Source organism: Streptomyces sp. NPDC091377, from assembly GCF_044757045.1.
Lineage (GTDB): Bacteria > Actinomycetota > Actinomycetes > Streptomycetales > Streptomycetaceae > Streptomyces.
This window is the reverse complement of the sequence record NZ_JBIVUE010000010.1, coordinates 167,202-184,057: the sequence shown is the minus strand read 5'-3', so window position 1 is coordinate 184,057 and position 16,856 is coordinate 167,202. Positions and strand designations below refer to the sequence as shown.

The following is a 16,856-nucleotide window of genomic DNA, read 5'->3' as shown; positions in this document are numbered from 1 at the left end:
ACCGTGGTGGGAGCGTCCCCTGACTTGACGCATGTTCACCTTTTAACCCGGAAGTACCGCCGGTAACGTCCCGGCTCCATCCCCGTCGGGAGGAGCCGCCATGTCACGGCGCACCCCACGCACCGCCCTCGACAGAATGAGAACTCCCCACGGCCCTCGTGGGTTCCTGAAGACCGCGTTCGTCTGCGTCCTGATGGCCGGGCTGCTGTCCCCGCTGTCCCGCGCCGCCTCGGCCGTGCCCCCCAAGGCGGCCGACACGGCGGCGGTCGCGGACCACTGCGGCGGCCGGTGCTCGGACATCCTGCCGCCCGGCCAGAACGGCAACGCCACCCTCGCCCAGATCCTGCTCAACCAGGCGTTCGGCACCCTGCCCGAACACGCGCAGGACCAGCTCGGGCCCTATGCCCGGCTCGCCACCGGACACCAGTCGCTGACCGACTCCACCCTCAACACCTTCTTCAACGACGCCTCCTTCGGCGTCCCCGCCGACCAGGTCGCCTCCACCCTCAAGCCCGCGGGCCGCACCGACGTCACCATCGTCCGCGACAAGAAGACGGGTGTGCCGCACATCACGGGCACCACCCGCTACGGCACCGAGTTCGGCGCGGGCTACGCGGCGGGCCAGGACCGGCTCTGGCTCATGGACCTGTTCCGGAACGTGGGACGCGGCAACCTCACCCCGTTCGCGGGCGGCGCCCCCGACAACCAGGCCCTCGAACAGACCTTCTGGCGCAACGCCCCCTACACCGAGGCCGATCTCCAGGCCCAGATCGAGCGCGCCGCCGCGAACAACGGCGAACGCGGCCGGCAGGCCCTCGCCGACGTGGCCGCCTATGTCGACGGCATCAACGCCTACATCGACGCCTCCGACCGCGGCCGGTACTTCCCCGGCGAGTACGTCCTCACCGGCCACAAGGACTCGATCACCAACGCCGGCACCATCGAGCGATTCAAACCCACCGACCTGATCGCACTGGCCTCCGTGATCGGCACCCTCTTCGGCGCCGGAGGCGGCGGCGAGGTCGACAACGCGCTCTCCCTGCTCGCCGCCCAGCAGAGGTACGGGGTGGTGAAGGGCACCGAGGTGTGGGAGTCGTTCCGGATGCGCAACGACCCCGAGGCCGCGCTCACCGTCCACGACGGCAGCTTCCCCTACGGCGGCAGACCCGCCGACCCGCGCGGCGCCGCCCTGCCCGACCCCGGCTCCGTCACCCGGGAACCGCTGATCCACGACCGCACCGGCAGCGCCGCCACCCGGACCGCCGCACGGACCTCCGCCGCCGTCGCCGAGGCCGCCGTCTCCTCCGCGCGGCGCGGGATGTCCAACGCCCTCGTCGTCAGCGGCGAGCACACCGCGAGCGGCCACCCCGTCGCCGTCTTCGGACCGCAGACCGGCTACTTCGCGCCCCAGCTCCTGATGCTCCAGGAACTCCAGGGCCCCGGCATCAGCGCCCGCGGCGCCACCTTCGCCGGACTCGGCATGTACGTCCTGCTCGGCCGCGGCCAGGACTACGCCTGGAGCGCCACCACCTCGGGCCAGGACATCATCGACACCTACGCCGTCGAACTGTGCCAGGACGACCACCACTACCTCTTCCGGGGCGTCTGCACGCCCATGGAGAAGGTCGAGCGGAAGAACGCCTGGAAGCCGACCGTCGCCGACGGCACCCCGGCCGGTTCGTACACCATGCGCGTATGGCGCACGAAGTACGGTCCCGTCGAGTACCGGGCCACCGTCGGCGGCAAGAAGGTCGCCTACACCACCCTGCGCTCCTCCTTCCTCAACGAGGCCGAGTCGATCGTCGGCTTCCAGATGCTCAACGACCCCGGCTACGTCGACGGCCCGGCCGGCTTCCAGCGGGCGGTGCAGCACATCAACTTCACCTTCAACTGGTTCTACGCCGACTCCGCGCACACCGCGTACTACAACAGCGGCGACAACCCGGTCCGCGCCACCGGCGTCGACCCCGAGTTCCCGGCCTGGGCGCAGCCGGCGTACGAATGGCGCGGCTGGGACCCGGCGACCAACACCGCCGACCACACCCCGCCCTCCCAACACCCCCACTCCCTCGACCAGGACTACTACATCTCCTGGAACAACAAACAGGCCACCGACTACGCCTCCGCGTCCTGGGGCAACGGCGCGGTGCACCGCGGCGATCTGCTCGACGACCGCGTCAGGAAACTGGTCCAGCAGGGCGGTGTGACCCGGTCCTCGCTGGTCAAGGCGATGGCCGAAGCGGGCCTCACCGACCTGCGCGCGGAGCAGGTCCTGCCCGCGCTGCTGAGGGTGCTCACCAGCACCCCCGTCACCGACCCGGCGGCGGCCCCGGCGGTGGACCGGCTCCAGGCGTGGCTGGCGGCGGGCGGCCGACGCACCGAGACCTCGGCCGGGTCGAAGACCTACGCCCACGCCGAGGCGATCCGCGTTCTCGACGCCTGGTGGCCGCTGCTGGTGAAAGCCCAGTTCGAACCCGGCCTCGGCACCGGCCTGTACACCGCCGTCACCGCCAACCTGCCCGTGGACGAGGCCCCGTCCGCCGCCCACGGCCCCACCGGCGCCCACGCCGGAAGCGCCTTCCAGTACGGCTGGTGGAGCTATGTCGACAAAGATCTCCGGTCCGTGCTCGGCGAGAGCGTCCGGGGCCCGCTCGGCGACACCTACTGCGGCGCCGGCAGCCTCACCGCCTGCCGCTCCGCCCTGCTCACCACCCTCAAGGAGGCCGCCGCGAAGACCCCCGCCCAGGTCTACCCCGGCGACACCCGGTGCGCCGCTGGCGACCAGTGGTGCGCCGACGCCCTCGACCAACGGGCCCTCGGCGGTATCAAGCACCCCCTGATCAGCTGGCAGAACAGGCCGACGTACCAGCAGGTCGTGGAGTTCACGTCCCACCGGTGACGGAGTCCACGTCCCGCCGATGACGGAGTCCACGTCCCGCGGACGAGGGGACGGGGAGGGGCGCCGCCGTACGCCCCTCCCCGGTCACCGGTGGAGCAGACACTCCGCGTCCCCGGTCACCGGTAGAGCAGATACTCCGCGCGCGTCCGCCGGAACGCCCGCAGTTCGTCCTGCCAGCCGGCCACCACCTCGTCGGTCCCCGCCCCCGCGTCGATCATCGTGCGGACCAGCGTGGAGCCGGTCAGCTTGTCGATCCAGTCCGGGCGCCAGACGAAGCCGGGCCAGGCCCGCTTGGCGGTGATCAGCAGGGCGATCCCCGTACGCACCGGGTCGAACGTCTCCCGGTCGTGCACATGGACCTGCACCCCGCCGATGGTCTGGTTCGGGAACTTCGAGAACGTCGGCGTGAAGTACGCCTCCCTGAAGCGCACGCCGGGCAGCCCGAGTTCATTGACGGCGGCGGCCCAGCGGCCGTCGAGATCCTTGGCCCCGAGCAGTTCGAAGGGACGGGTCGTGCCGCGCCCCTCGGAGAGGTTGGTGGCCTCGAACAGACAGGTCCCCGAGTACACCAGCGCGGTCTCCGGCGTCGGCATGTTCGGGCTCGGCGGCACCCACGGCAGCCCCGAGGCGTCGTAGAAGTCCGACCGCCGCCACCCCGACATCCGTACGACGTCCAGCGGCACCGGCGCGGTCAGGAACTCGGCGTTGAACAGCCGGGCCAACTCGCCGACGGTCATCCCGTGCGCCTGCGCGATGGGCTGCCGCCCGACGAACGAGGCGAACTCCGGGTGCAACACCGGGCCCTGGGCGCGACGGCCCGTCACCGGGTTCGGCCGGTCCAGCACCACGACCCGCTTACCCGCGAGCCGGGCCGCCTCCATGCAGTCGTAGAGCGTCCAGATGTAGGTGTAGAAGCGGGCGCCCGCGTCCTGGATGTCGAAGACGACGGTGTCCACTCCGGACGCGGTGAAGATGTCGGCGAGCGGCCTGCCGTACTTCTGGTAGGTGTCGTAGACCGGCAGCCCGGTCGCCGGGTCGTCGTAGCGGCCCTCCGAGCCACCGGCCTGGGCGGTGCCGCGGAAGCCGTGCTCCGGGCCGAAGACGGCGGTGAGGTTCACCCTGTCGTCCGCGTGCATGACGTCCACGAGGTGGCGGACGTCCCGGGTGACACCGGTGGGGTTGGTGACGATGCCGATGCGGTCGTTCCCGAAGACGGCGTAGCCGTCGGCCTGGAGCCGTTCGAAGCCGGTACGGAGGCGGGTGCGGTCCTCCGATGCCGAGGCGGGGGATGGGGCCGCGGGAGTGCCCGCGGCCGTGGCGGTGGCGGTGGCGGTGGCGGCCGGGACGGTGAGGGCCGCGGTGGTCGCCGCGAGGACCGTGCGTCTTGTTGGGGGCATGACGGAACGGTAGGGGGTGGTGAGGGCGGTGGGGAGGGTGCGCGCCGCCCCGGACCGGACCGGTTGCCGAGCGGGCGGTGACCGCAGCCTTCTCCGGCACATACCGACTGGTTAGTCTGGAGATCGGGAAGGTGTCGGTCCGCTCTGGAGGGTGATGGTGGAGAGCTTGCGGGGTGCCGGGGTCGTCGTGACCGGAGGTGGCGGGGGCATCGGGGCCGCCCTCGCCAGGCGGTTCGCCGCGGCGGGGGCCCGGGTCGTCGTCAACGACCTGGACGAGGGCCGGGCCGTCGGCCTCGCCGAGGAGATCGGAGGCGTGGCCGTCGTCGGGGACGCGTCCACCGTCGTCGGTGCGGCCATGGACGCCCTCGGCGGTGCCGTCGACGTCTACTGCGCCAACGCCGGGGTGGCCACCGGCGGCTCCGAGGCCGCCGAGGACGCGATCTGGGATCTGGCCTGGGACGTCAACGTGATGGCGCATGTGCGGGCCGCGCGGGCGCTGCTGCCCGGGTGGCTGGAGCGGGGCGGCGGCCGGTTCGTGTCGACGGTGTCGGCGGCCGGGCTGCTCACCATGATCGGGGCGGCCCCGTACAGCGTCACCAAGCACGGCGCGTACGCCTTCGCCGAGTGGCTGTCCCTGACCTACCGGCACCGGGGCCTCAAGGTGCACGCCGTCTGCCCCCAGGGGGTGCGCACCGACATGCTGGACGCGACCGGCAGCGCGGGCGACCTGGTGCTCAGGCCGACGGCGATCGAACCGTCGGAGGTGGCGGACGCGCTGTTCAAGGGCATGGCCGAGGACCGCTTCCTGATCCTGCCGCACCCCGAGGCCGCCGGGTACTACCGGCTGCGGGCCTCCGATCCGGACCGCTGGCTGAGCGGGATGAACCACCTCCAGCGCACCTGGGAGGACAAGGGGTAGCCGAGCCCCGGCGGATCTCCGCCGGGATCCTGCCCGACCGGCCGAGCGCGGCGGATGGGAAGATCCCCCGTCGGGAGTCGCGCTCCCGTTCGCGGGAACCCGGTGCGAGAAGGCGTACGGGAGCGGGCCGGCGGGAGAAGGCCGGCGCGAGAACCAGTGGAAGCTCATGGAAGGCAGGTGGCGGCAGTGCCCAGAACGACGGACGCGGACGGTTCACCCGTACCGCAGCGGCTGCTGGCCGCCGCCACCCGGCTCTTCGCCGAGCGGGGCTACGACCGTACGTCCGTGCAGGAGATCGTGGAGGCCGCGGGCGTCACCAAGGGCGCGCTCTACCACTACTTCGGCTCCAAGGACGATCTGCTGCACGAGGTCTACGCGCGCGTGCTGCGGGTCCAGCAGGAGCGGCTGGACGCGTTCGCGGACGCGGACGAGCCGGTGGACCGGCGGCTGCGGGCCGCCGCGGCGGACGTGGTCGTCACGACCATCGAGAACCTGGACGACGCGATGATCTTCTTCCGCTCGATGCACCATCTGAGCCCGGAGAAGAACAAGCAGGTCCGCGCCGAGCGGCGGCGCTATCACGAACGCTTCCGCGCGCTGATCGAGGAGGGTCAGCGCGAGGGCGTCTTCTCCGACGCGACCCCGGCCGACCTGGTGGTCGACTACCACTTCGGCTCCGTCCACCATCTGTCCACCTGGTACCGCCCCGACGGCCCCCTCAGCCCCCAGCAGGTCGCCGACCACCTCGCCGATCTGCTGCTGCGGGCGCTGCGGCCGTAGAAACGTTTCCTGAGCGGCGGGCAGCGGGTTCCCGGACAGAACCACCGCCTCCGCCACAGGCACCACGGCCCTCCAGGCACTCCGGGGACTACAGGGACTACAGGGACTACAGGGACTACAGGGACTAGAGGCACTACCGGCACTACCGGCACTACAGGTATGTCTTCAGCTCCCGCCGGGCCAGTGACCGCTGGTGCACCTCGTCCGGGCCGTCGGCGATCATCAGGGTGCGGGCCGCGGCGTACAGCTCGGCCAGCGGGAAGTCCTGGCTCACCCCGCCCGCCCCGTGCAACTGGATCGCCCGGTCCAGGATCTCCACCACCGCGCGGGGGGTGGCGATCTTGATGGCCTGGATCTCGGTGTGGGCGCCCTTGTTGCCGACCGTGTCCATCAGCCAGGCCGTCTTCAGCACCAGCAGCCGCAGTTGCTCGACCGTCACGCGCGCGTCGGCGATCCAGTTGTGGACCACGCCCTGCGTGCCCAGCGGCCGGCCGAACGCCGTGCGCGACACCGCGCGCCGGCACATCAGCTCGATGGCCCGCTCCGCCATGCCGATCAGCCGCATGCAGTGGTGGATGCGGCCGGGGCCCAGCCGGGCCTGCGCGATGGCGAAGCCGCCGCCCTCCTCGCCGATCAGGTTCGACACCGGTACGCGGGCGTGGTCGAGGATCACCTCGGCGTGGCCGCCGTGCGCGTGGTCCTCGTAGCCGAAGACCCGCATCGCCCGGGTGACCGTGACACCGGGGGTGTCGCGCGGCACCAGGACCATCGACTGCTGGCGGCGCGGGTCCGCGCCCCGCGGGTCCGTCTTGCCCATCACGATGAAGATCTCGCAGTCCGGGTTCATCGCCCCGGAGATGTACCACTTGCGGCCCGTGACGACATACGAGTCGCCGTCCCGCTCGATCCGGGTGGTGATGTTGGTGGCGTCCGAGGAGGCCACTTCCGGCTCGGTCATCGCGAACGCCGAGCGGATCTCCCCGGCCAGCAGCGGCTCCAGCCACCGCTTGCGCTGTTCCGCGTCCCCGAACTGCGCCAGCACCTCCATGTTCCCGGTGTCCGGGGCCGCGCAGTTGGTCGCGGTGGGCGCGAGGTGGGGGGAGCGGCCGGTGATCTCCGCGAGCGGCGCGTACTGGAGGTTGGTGAGACCGGCGCCGTACTCGCTGTCCGGCAGGAAGAGGTTCCACAGCCCCCGCCTACGGGCCTCGGCCTTCAGCTCCGCCACCACCGGCGGGGTGTCCCACGGCGAGGCGAGGGCCGCCCGCTGCTCCTCGGCGACGGCCTCGGCCGGGTGGACGTGCTCCGCCATGAAGGCGAGCAGGGAGCCACGCAGCTCCTCGGTGCGGGCGTCGAACGCGAAGTCCATGACCGGTCAGCCTTCCTGAAGAGTGGTCAGCCCGTGCGCGATGAAGACGGGCACGAGGTCGCCGATGCGGTCGAAGCCGGGCCCGACCGTCCGGCCGAGGGTGTAGCGGTAGTGGATGCCCTCCAGGATCACGGCGAGCTTGAACCAGGCGAACGCCGTGTACCAGGAGATCGCCGAGACATCGCGCCCCGAGCGGGCCGCGTACCGCTCGACCAGCTCGGCCGGGGCCGGGTGCCCGGGGGCCTCGGCGGTGGTGGAGACCGGTGACTCGGGGGCGCCCAGCGGGATGCTGTACATCACCAGCAGGCCCAGATCGGTCAGTGGATCGCCGAGCGTGGACATCTCCCAGTCCAGGACCGCCGTGATCCGGTCGTCGCCGTCGAGCAGCACATTGTCCAGCCGGTAGTCGCCGTGGACGACGGTGGCTGCGGGGGAGCGGGGCAGCGCGCGGCCCAGTGAGGCGTGCAGTTCCCCGATGCCCGCGAGGTCGCGGTTGCGCGAGGCGTCCAACTGCTTGCCCCAGCGCCGCAGCTGACGGTCCAGGAAGCCGTCCGGCCGCCCGAAGTCCCCGAGCCCCACCGCCTCCGGCTCCACCGCGTGCAGCTCCACCAGGGTGTCCACCAGCCCGAAGCCGGCGGCGCGGGTGCGTTCGGGGCCGAGCGGGGCGAGCTGCTGGGCGGTGCGGTACGGGGTGCCGGACACGTACTCCATCACGTAGAACGGCGCCCCGAGCACCGTCTCGTCCTCGCACAGCAGCACCGGCTCCGGCACGGGTACGCCGGTCGGGTGCAGCGCGCTGATCACCCGGTGCTCGCGGCGCATGTCGTGCGCGGTGGCCAGCACATGGCCGAGCGGGGGCCGCCGGACGACCCATCGCGCGGTGCCGTCGGTGACCCCGTAGGTGAGGTTCGACCGTCCGCCCTCGATCAGCCGGCCGGTGAGCGGGCCCCGCACCAGCCCGGGCCGTTCGCGATCCAGCAGGGCACGCAGGGCGACGGGATCGAGACCGGGCGGGTGGTCGGCAGCCATCAGCGCTCCTACGGATGCGTGAACGGGACGTCACACATCATGCCGACCGGTCGGTATGCCGTCCAGGGTGCCCTGGGCGAACGTGATCGGAGCCACCCTAGGCCGACGGCTCCCCGCGGGGAACGCGGGGAGCCGTCGGGGATGCCGATGCGGAACGGGTTGCGCGCCTCGCGCGCCTCGGTGTCAGTGGTCGTCCCAGTGACCGGCGTGCGCCGCGTGGCGGTGGCCGTCGTGCAGATAGTCGACGTGGTCGCCGTGGAGCACAGACTCATGGCCGCAGCCCTCGCCGTGCCGGTGCTCGTGGTCCGCGTGGGCGGTGTGCCCCTCGGACTCGCACTCGTCCCAGTGCCCGTCGTGCGCGCGGTGCAGATGGCCGTCGTGCGCGTAGTCCACGTGGTCGCCGTGCCGGACGGCCGGGTGGCCGCAGTCGGGGCCGTGGGTGTGCGCGTGGGAGGAGTGTTCCAGGTGGGTGGTGGTCATCGTGCTCACCTTTGGGGCGGAGTGGAGAAGTAGGCGGGGGGGGAATGGGGGCGGAAGGGAGGCGAAATGGGGGCATATCGGTCAGCCCTCCTCCCTGTACCCCGTACGGCCGCCCCTTAAGCGGCGGCGGGGTTCAGAAGCGGGGTTCAGAAGCGGCGGGGTTCAGTAGCGGCGGGGTTCAGTAGCGGCGGGGCTCAGAAGACGAGCGCCGCCGCGCACACCGCCAGCGCCACGGTGCACAGCGTCGCCGCGGCGGCCTGGCGCGGGGGCAGCGCGGGCGGCGGGGCGAGGGCCGCGAGGGCGCGTATGCGCCGGTGGGCGATGAGCAGAAAGCCCAGCCAGAGCAGACAGCAGGCGGCACAGGCGACGGCCGCGGCGGGGGTGATCCCGTCGCGCACGGTGGTCCGCACGGCGAGGACGGCCACGACGGTGCCGGCGAGTGTCGTACGGCGCCACGCCAGCCGCGTCCGCTCGGGCTGGAGCCCGGGGTCGCGCACGGGGGCGGCGCTTCCCGAGGTGCCTCCAGGCGGGCCTTCGGGGGGACCCCCGGCGGTGCCTCCAGGCGGGCCTTCGGGGGGACCTCCGGCGGTGCCTCCAGGGATGTCGCCCGCAGGGCCGTTCGGGGGGTGTGCCCCGTTCACGTGTCCCGTCCGGCGAGCACGACGACCACCATGACGAGGGCCACGGCCGCCACGACCAGGCTCAGCACGGCCGGGAACCGGGACACGGGCAGATCCTCGCCCTGGCGCATGGCCCGCTCGCAGCGCACCCAGTGGTCGACCGCGCGCAGGGAGCACAGGACGCCCGCGGCGAGCAGCGCGAGGGCGAGTCCGACCCGCCAGCCCCAGCGCAGGTCGGGGAGGAACTGATCGACCGCGAAACCACCGCCGACCAGCGCCATCGCGGTACGCAGCCAGGCCAGGAAGGTGCGCTCGTTCGCCAGCGAGAACCGGTAGTCGGGGGTGCTGCCCTCCTCGCGGACGCGCTCGGGGCCGAACCACAGCCGGACGTTCCGCACGAATTCGCTCACCTGCCCGACCTTAACCGCCCCTCACCGTCCCTTCCGGTCGGGGCACCACCGGCCCGCGCCTCACCGAGACCCTGTGTCCGTGTCCGTGCCTGTGCCCGTGTCCGTGCCTGTGTCCGTGTCCGTGGCTTGTGCCCGTGCGCGGGCCCGCAGCCGCTGGTACGCCTCCAGCCCGTCCGGCACCCAGTCCCAGGTGTCCAGGTGGCGTTCCACCTCGGCCTCCGGCAGGAAGGCGTGCCAGGCGACCTCCTCGCGCTGGGGGTGGACCGGCAGGGCGCAGCGCACCTCGTACACGCTGGACCACCAGCTGCGGTCGGCGCCGTCGTCGTAGAGGAACTTGAACAGGTACGTCGGTCGCGGCAGCCCCGTGACGCCGAGTTCCTCCTCGGCCTCGCGCAGGGCGGCGGTGTCGTAGGACTCGCCCGCGCCGACGACCCCGCCGACGAAGAGGTCGTAGCGGGAGGGGAAGACCAGCTTGGTCGGGGTGCGGCGGTGGACGAAGATCCGGTCGTCCGGGTCGCGGGCCAGGACGAACACACAGCGGTGCCGCAGCCCCCGGGCGTACACCGCGCCGCGCGGGGCCCGCCCGATCACCTGGTCCCGCTCGTCCACGAGGTCGAGGATCTCGTCAGCCGGGTCCAGAGCGGGCTGCGGAGCGGGCTGAGGTGAGGGGCTCGGGTCCGGGTCCACGGATTCGTCCGATGAGGTCATACGGCCATCCAAGCAGGGTCGCCCCGGAGCCCGGAGCCCGGAGCCCGGAGCCCGGAGCCCGGAGCCCGGAGCCCGGAGCCGGAGCCCGGAGCCCGGAGCCGGAGCCCGGAGAGCCCCCTGCCGCTGTCGGGCTGCCGTCGGACCGCTGTCAGCTGGGCCGGACCGGTGTCAGCTGGGTCGGGCCGGTGTCAGCTGGGTCGGGCCGGGTCAGCTGGGCCGGGCCGGCTGGAGCTGGGCCACCCCCGGCACCCGCCGGGTCGCGCCGCTCGGCATCGCGGGGTGCATGCCCAGCAGGACGATGCCCACGACGACCCCCGCGAGGCCCGCCGCCTCCCAGGCGAGGGCGCCCGCGTCGGTGCGCAGCCGGTCGCCGAGGAAGCCGACGCCGCAGATGATCCCGGCGATGGGCTGGGCGGCGGTCAGCGCGGGCAGCGACATCCGCAGCGACGCCGTCTCGAAGGCGCTCTGCACGAGGATGAGCCCCGTGACGCCGAGGAGCAGCACGGCGTACGGCTGCCAGCCGGTCAGCAGCTCGACCAGGCCGCCCTCGCCGAAGCGCTGTCCGCTGACCCGGGTCAGGGCGTCCTGCACCCCGTAGAGCAGACCCGCCGCCAGGGCCAGCAGGACCGGGCCGGAGCTGAGCCGGGAGCGTTTGGCCCAGGCCGTGAGGAGCGCCGCGAGACCGACCATCACACCGATGATCAGCCAGTGGCGCAGGGGAGAGGTCAGCGCGGTGCCGCCCTGCGGCTCGCCCGCCACGATGAAGGTGGTGACACCGCCCGCGAGCAGCGCGAGCCCGGCCCAGCCCTGGGGGCCCAGCGGCTGTCTGGTCTGGCGCCGGGAGAGCGCGAGGGCGAAGAGGAGGTTGGTCGCCAGCAGGGGTTCCACGAGGGAGAGCTGTCCCTGGCCCAGCGCGATCGCGCCGAGGACCATGCCCGCGGCCATCAGCCCGATGCCGCCGAGCCAGCGCGGCACCTTCATCAGGTCGAGCAGCAGCCGCGGCGAGAGGAAATCGCCGAGCGGCGCCTTCTGGGCCGCGTTCTGCTGGAGGACGAAACCGAAGCCCAGGCAGCACGCGGCACTCACGGCGAGAACCAGGACCAGAACCGACACGCTGTACCTCAGATCATCCGGCCGGGACACGGGGTGCGGTACGGCCGACTGTAATGGCCCGGGGGCCGGACCGCCCTCCGAGCGCCCGGACGTGAAGCGCCGGGCCTGCCTTCTCATGGTCCGGCGCCGGACCGGCCCTGGCTATGGCGTGCACCACATTCCCGCGCCGGCCCGCCGCGCCGCCTTGCCCTGACGCCGAACACCGTCCGGGGGCGGCCCGGTGAGGGGCCGGGCAACTGCCTCCCGGTGACCGGCATCCGCCGGCACCCAGGCACCTGCCTCGGCCATGGCTGATTTTCGCCCTCGAATGAATGTGTCATACATCACATCTCTCGCCCTGAATCAGGTCAAGGACGCGCTGATCTCCACAGAGTGGCCACAACTCTCTCTCCTCCCCCATGAGTTGACGCGTGTCACGGACCTACCGCACTTGACGATGACCATTGGCTGCGGGTTTGCTGTGCGTGATCGGCCGATAGCACGCCGACCACCCGCATCGTCGCTGAGGAATGATCCCGCGGTGTCCCCACCCCCGCCTCCCCTCGGCCGAGGCCGCAGGCGAGCGGCCCAGGCCCACGACGCGGCTCTCGACGACACCGAACTCAGTGCCGCGCGTGCCGCGTTGGCTCAAGGTCGCTGGCAGGCAGTCCGCTCCCTGCTGGTGCGCACCGGCGACGACTGGGACCTGCGAGGACACCGCATCACCGTCCTCGGGGCCGAGTCGTACACCGCCGCCTGGGCCCGGGAATGGCAACTCGCCGAACCGGAGTCCGCCGACGCCGCCGTGCTCTTCGCGTCCGCCCAGGTGCACCGCGCGCTGGCCGGGAAGCAGAAGCCGCCACGCGCCCGTGAGGCGTGCCGGACCGCCGCCCGGCGGGCACCCGCCGACCCGACCCCCTGGCTCGCCCTGCTGCTCCTGGAGCGCTCGCTCGGCGCCGAGGAGGACGTGGTGCGGCTCTTCGACGAGGTCCGCCACCGCCACCCCGACCACCACCACGCCCACCACCTCCTGGTGGCCCGGCTCGCCGAACGCCTCACCGAGGCCGGCGCCGACCCGCTGCACGAGGTCTACGACTTCGCCAACTGGGCCGCCGAGCAGGCCCCCGCCGACTCGCCGCTCGCGATCCTGCCGGTGGTCGCGCACGCCGAGCGGTTCCGGGTGCTCGCCGCCGCCGGACACCTCCCCACCGACCCGGCCGCCTCCGGGCACTGGGACGGACGCCGGGCCCGGCAGGTGATGAAGGCCGCCTTCGACTGGTGGCTGGAGTGGGAGCACGAGGAGCACCCGCGCCGCCTGGTGGACCTCAACTTCCTCGCGCACGCCAAGTTCTGCGAGGGCCGGGCCGCCGAGGCCGCCGCCCTCTTCCACCGCATCGGCGAGCACTTCACCCCGCAGCCCTGGTCCTACCCGGGCCGAGATCCGTACACCGCCTTCCGTGCCGCGCGCGACAGCGCACTCGGCACGACCTGACGCCCCACAGACAGTGTCCGCCAGGACCCCCACACCGCACGCCCGCAGGAACCCGAACCGATCGCTTGAAAGGACCCGCCCCCGATGAGCACCGGCAGTTCCGACCCGAGCAGAGCCGCCGCAGGCGGTATCAGCACGTTCAAGGGCCAGGAGCGCGCACTGCGCGCCGACCGACTCGGCACGGGGGGACTGCTGCTCTCCGTCCTCGCCGCGACCGCGCCACTCATGGTGGTCGCCGGTGTCATGCCCACCACATTCGCGGTGATGGGGATCGTCGGTCAGCCGCTCCTCTTCGTCCTCCTCGGTGTGGTCCTCATCCTGTTCGGCATCGGCTACGCCGAGATGAGCAGGCACGTCCACAACGCGGGCGCCTTCTACGCCTACATCTCCCGCGGTCTCGGCGGCACCGCCGGAGCGGGCGCCGCCCTGGTCGCCCTGGTCGCCTACAACGCCCTCCAGGCCGGGATCTACGGCATCTTCGGCTTCGAGGTGGCCGGTCTCCTCGACACCTACGCGGACATCACCGTCGCCTGGTGGATCCCCTCCCTCCTGGCACTCGCCCTGGTCGGCGCGCTCGGCTGCCTGAAGATCGACGTCAACGCGCGGGTGCTCGGCGTGCTGCTGATCATCGAGGTCGTGCTCGTCGTCATCTTCGACATCGCGGCCATCGCCGACCCCGGCCCCCAGGGGCTCTCCCTGAACGCCTTCAACCCCGACACCCTCAGCGGCGCGGGCGTCGGCACCGCCCTGTGCTTCTGCATCGCCGCCTTCCTCGGCTTCGAGCAGGCCCCCGTCTACGCCGAGGAGACCAGCAAGCCGCACATCCTGGTGCCGCGCGTGATGTTCCTCGCCGTCGCCGGGGTCGCCGTCTTCTTCGCCTTCAGCAGCTGGGCCCTCACCGTCGCCACTGGCCCCGGCCAGATCGTGCCCACGGCCCAGGAACAGAGCGCGGGACTGCTCTTCTTCCTCACCGAGGCCCGGCTCGGCGAGACCTTCACCGACGTCATGCATGTGCTCTTCGTGACCGGCATGTTCGCCGCGATGCTCAGCTTCCACAACGTGGTCGCCCGGTACGCGTTCGCCATGGGCCGCGAGGGGCTGCTGCCGTCCGCCTTCGGCCGCACCACCGGCGGCAGCGGCGCGCCCGGCACCGGCTCGCTGCTCCAGACCGCCGTCTCCGCGCTCATCGTGATCGCCTTCGCCGTCACCGACGACAAGCCGCACGGCGACCCGACCGCGCCGATCCTGCACCTGTTCACCTGGTTCGGGAACGTCGGCGCCCTCGGCGTCATCGTGCTGATGGCCCTGGCCTCGCTCTCGGTGGTCGTCTTCTTCGTCCGCCGCGGGGCCGCCGGCACCCAGGGCTGGCGCCTGGTCACCTCCTCCCTCGCGGGCATCGCCCTCGTGGTGATCGCCTTCTACACCGTCAAGGACTTCGACGTCCTCGTCGGCGCGGGCCCCGACTCCTCGCTGAGCTGGGTGCTTCCCGGCATCATCGGCCTCGCCCTCGTCGCGGGCCTGACCCAGGGCCTGATCATGCGCTCCCGCAACCCCGAGGCCCACGCCCGCATCGGCCTGGGCAACGAGGCGTTCCAACTGGAGAAGGCGGCCGAGTCGGCAGAGACCGAGACCGAGAAGGCCAGCACCCCCTGACCCCCCTCCCGGAACACCCGCTGCCCCCCTCCGGGAGCAGCGGGTGCCGACCGACCCGACCCGGCCCCTGGCACGCCGCTCCCGAGCACCCGCGCTCCCGACCCTGGGAGGAGCGGGTGCTCGATCGTTCCGAGTGACACGTGAGCGCGCCCACGCGGAACGGATGTGGCACACCGGCCCCGACCGCCGCCACGGCCGACCGGGCCTGCGGCCGGCCCGGATGCGCCCGGTCGCGGTGAGTCGGTCGGGCCCGTGGTCGGTCGCCGCTCGGCCGAGCCCATGACCCGCCGGACCCGAGACAGGTCGGCCCCCTTGCTCAACCGGACCCTCGGCCGCCCAGACCCTCGGTCAGCCGGTCAGCCGGTCAGCCGGTCAGCCGGTCAGCCGGTCAGCCGTCAGCCGGGCCCCGGCCCGTCGTCCCCGTCGTCGCCGCCCCATGCGCAGCCGGACCCCTGGCCCAACCAGCCCCCGCCCTACGACGGTCCAGCCCCCCGCCCTACGACAGTCCAGCCCCCGGGCCTACGAAGACCAGCCCCCGCCCTACGACGCTCCAGGCCACCGACCCCACGAAGTCAACGAAGTCCCGTCGGCCACGGCATCCCGACGGACCGTGAAGTCCCGTCCCTCAACAGCGTCTCCGCCTCCGTCGACACGGCCGACACGGCCTCCGACCCCGCCGAAGGCGTGCCCGCCGCCGGAGTGTCCGCCGCCGGAGTGTCCGGCGACGGAGTGTCCGGCGACGGGGTGCCCGTCGGCGGGGTGTCGTCCGAGGGCGACGGCCCGGCCGTGGGCGCGGCCGTGGGCGCGGTCGTCGGCGCGGTCGACCCGACCGGCGTCGGTGGGGGCTCCGCCGGTCCTGCCCCGGCCAGGGCGGCGGCGCCCTCCGTCACGGGTTCCTCACCGGGACCCTCCGGCCCCGGGGACGGGGACCCGCCCGGCTCGGGGGCGACCACCCTGAACGCCCCTTTCAGGGCCGCCTCGACACCCCCGTACCGCACACTCACCGACACGGTCCTCGGGTAGTCGGTCAGTTCGGGGATCACCAGGGACAGGGCGTGCGGGCCCTCGGCCGTCGCCGGGACCGGCACCCCGTCCACCAGGACCTGTCCGCCGGAGGTCAGCTCGCCGGGGTCGAAGAAGGTGCCGCGCAGTGCGATCCGTACGCGGTCACCGGGGCGTACCTCACCCGTGCCCGTGCCGGTGTCCCCGGCCGCGATCCCGAACGCGCAGGCGGGTTCCGCGTCGGTCACCGGGACCGGGCGGGCGGTCCCGGTCGGGTGGCGGTGATGGAAGTCCAGCAGACCTTCCAGTACGGCGAGCGCGGCCCGCCCCTTGCAACTGTCGGCCCGCCCCGCCGTGCTGTCCCGGGCCTGCCGTGCCGCTTCCCAGTCCCCGCCCCGCCCCTGGACGGCCAGACAGGCGGAGGCCAGCCCGCGCAGCACCTCCCACTCGGGGCCCACCGCCCCGGCGGGCACGGACTCCAGCCCCTCGCCGCACCGGTCGGGGTCGAGCAGGGTGTCGTAGCCGCTCGCGGGATCGGGCAGCCGGTCGGTGTCGGGCGAGGCCGGGCCCGGCGGCAGCCAGGGCAGGGTGCGCGGGGGCGCCGGGTCGGTGGGGGAGAGGGTCGGCGCGGGGGTGTCGGTGGCCGGGGGCGCCGCTTCAGGGCTGCGTTCCTCGATCGCCGCGTCGGCGCTGCCCGCCGGGGACGGCAGCAGCGCCGGTGGCTCGGGGAACGGCGCGGGGGAGACCGTCTGTCCCGCGGAGCCGTCCGTCGGCTCGACCGTGACGGGGGCGCCCCTGCCGTCCGGCCGTGCCGTCCCGTTGTCGCGTCCTTCCGTGAACGCGAGGGCCGCAACAGCCACCGCACCCGCGATCAGCCACCCCGAGACACGTGTCCCCAGGGAAACCGTCATTCCGCCCCCCGCTGTGAAGACCTCCGCGGACCGAGGCGGCCCACCGGAGGTCTTCCATCATCAGCTCAGTCACTCCCGAAATCCAGCGGCACTTCATG

The 16,856-nt window shown here is 72.9% G+C and carries 14 protein-coding genes; 5 read left to right on the top strand and 9 right to left on the bottom strand.

Annotation, left to right across the window (positions count from 1 at the left end):
* The first annotated feature begins 100 nt into the window (after nt 1-100).
* On the top strand, nt 101-2,899 hold the full coding sequence (locus ACIQNG_RS22870) for a penicillin acylase family protein (protein ID WP_401487345.1): 2,799 nt from the start codon (nt 101-103) through the stop codon (nt 2,897-2,899).
* A 116-nt stretch (nt 2,900-3,015) separates the two neighbouring features.
* On the opposite strand, the gene ACIQNG_RS22865 is transcribed toward ACIQNG_RS22870, so the two are convergent.
* Complete coding sequence (locus tag ACIQNG_RS22865; RefSeq protein WP_401487343.1) at nt 3,016-4,296, bottom strand: exo-beta-N-acetylmuramidase NamZ domain-containing protein; 1,281 nt, start codon at nt 4,294-4,296, stop codon at nt 3,016-3,018.
* Nucleotides 4,297-4,450: 154 nt separating this feature from the next.
* Between ACIQNG_RS22865 and ACIQNG_RS22860 the strand changes: the two genes are divergently transcribed.
* Nucleotides 4,451-5,215, top strand: a complete 765-nt coding sequence (locus ACIQNG_RS22860; RefSeq protein WP_401487341.1) for an SDR family oxidoreductase — start codon at nt 4,451-4,453, stop codon at nt 5,213-5,215.
* A gap of 186 nt (nt 5,216-5,401) precedes the next feature.
* Entirely contained in the window at nt 5,402-5,995 is a 594-nt protein-coding gene (locus tag ACIQNG_RS22855; protein ID WP_401487339.1) for a TetR/AcrR family transcriptional regulator, read from the top strand.
* Nucleotides 5,996-6,146: 151 nt separating this feature from the next.
* Here the strand turns inward: ACIQNG_RS22855 and ACIQNG_RS22850 are convergent, their stop codons facing one another.
* From ACIQNG_RS22850 to ACIQNG_RS22820, 7 genes are all read right to left on the bottom strand, one after another.
* On the bottom strand, nt 6,147-7,361 hold the full coding sequence (locus ACIQNG_RS22850; protein ID WP_401487337.1) for an acyl-CoA dehydrogenase family protein: 1,215 nt from the start codon (nt 7,359-7,361) through the stop codon (nt 6,147-6,149).
* Nucleotides 7,362-7,367: 6 nt separating this feature from the next.
* A complete protein-coding gene (locus ACIQNG_RS22845) occupies nt 7,368-8,390 on the bottom strand; it encodes a phosphotransferase family protein (protein WP_401487335.1) in 1,023 nt (340 codons plus the stop codon).
* 183 nt (nt 8,391-8,573) lie between these two features.
* Nucleotides 8,574-8,870, bottom strand: a complete 297-nt coding sequence (locus ACIQNG_RS22840; protein ID WP_401428941.1) for a hypothetical protein — start codon at nt 8,868-8,870, stop codon at nt 8,574-8,576.
* Between the two features lie 194 nt (nt 8,871-9,064).
* A complete protein-coding gene (locus ACIQNG_RS22835) occupies nt 9,065-9,367 on the bottom strand; it encodes a DUF202 domain-containing protein (protein ID WP_401487333.1) in 303 nt (100 codons plus the stop codon).
* Nucleotides 9,368-9,507: 140 nt separating this feature from the next.
* Complete coding sequence (locus tag ACIQNG_RS22830) at nt 9,508-9,900, bottom strand: YidH family protein (protein ID WP_401428946.1); 393 nt, start codon at nt 9,898-9,900, stop codon at nt 9,508-9,510.
* 60 nt (nt 9,901-9,960) lie between these two features.
* The gene (locus ACIQNG_RS22825; protein WP_401487499.1) at nt 9,961-10,539 is read right to left on the bottom strand and encodes an NUDIX hydrolase; all 579 of its coding nucleotides are present in this window, start codon (nt 10,537-10,539) and stop codon (nt 9,961-9,963) included.
* 276 nt (nt 10,540-10,815) lie between these two features.
* Nucleotides 10,816-11,721: a DMT family transporter gene (locus ACIQNG_RS22820; RefSeq protein ID WP_401487331.1), complete on the bottom strand. Its 906-nt coding sequence runs from the start codon at nt 11,719-11,721 to the stop codon at nt 10,816-10,818.
* A 520-nt stretch (nt 11,722-12,241) separates the two neighbouring features.
* Here ACIQNG_RS22820 and ACIQNG_RS22815 point away from each other — a divergent pair.
* Nucleotides 12,242-13,192 (top strand): hypothetical protein, encoded by a 951-nt coding sequence (locus ACIQNG_RS22815; protein WP_401487330.1) that lies wholly within the window; start codon nt 12,242-12,244, stop codon nt 13,190-13,192.
* A gap of 84 nt (nt 13,193-13,276) precedes the next feature.
* A complete protein-coding gene (locus tag ACIQNG_RS22810; protein WP_401487328.1) occupies nt 13,277-14,845 on the top strand; it encodes an APC family permease in 1,569 nt (522 codons plus the stop codon).
* Between the two features lie 572 nt (nt 14,846-15,417).
* Here the strand turns inward: ACIQNG_RS22810 and ACIQNG_RS22805 are convergent.
* Nucleotides 15,418-16,758 carry a hypothetical protein gene (locus ACIQNG_RS22805; RefSeq protein ID WP_401487327.1) on the bottom strand — a complete coding sequence of 447 codons (1,341 nt, stop codon included), beginning with the start codon at nt 16,756-16,758 and terminating at the stop codon, nt 15,418-15,420.
* Nucleotides 16,759-16,856: the final 98 nt, after the last annotated feature.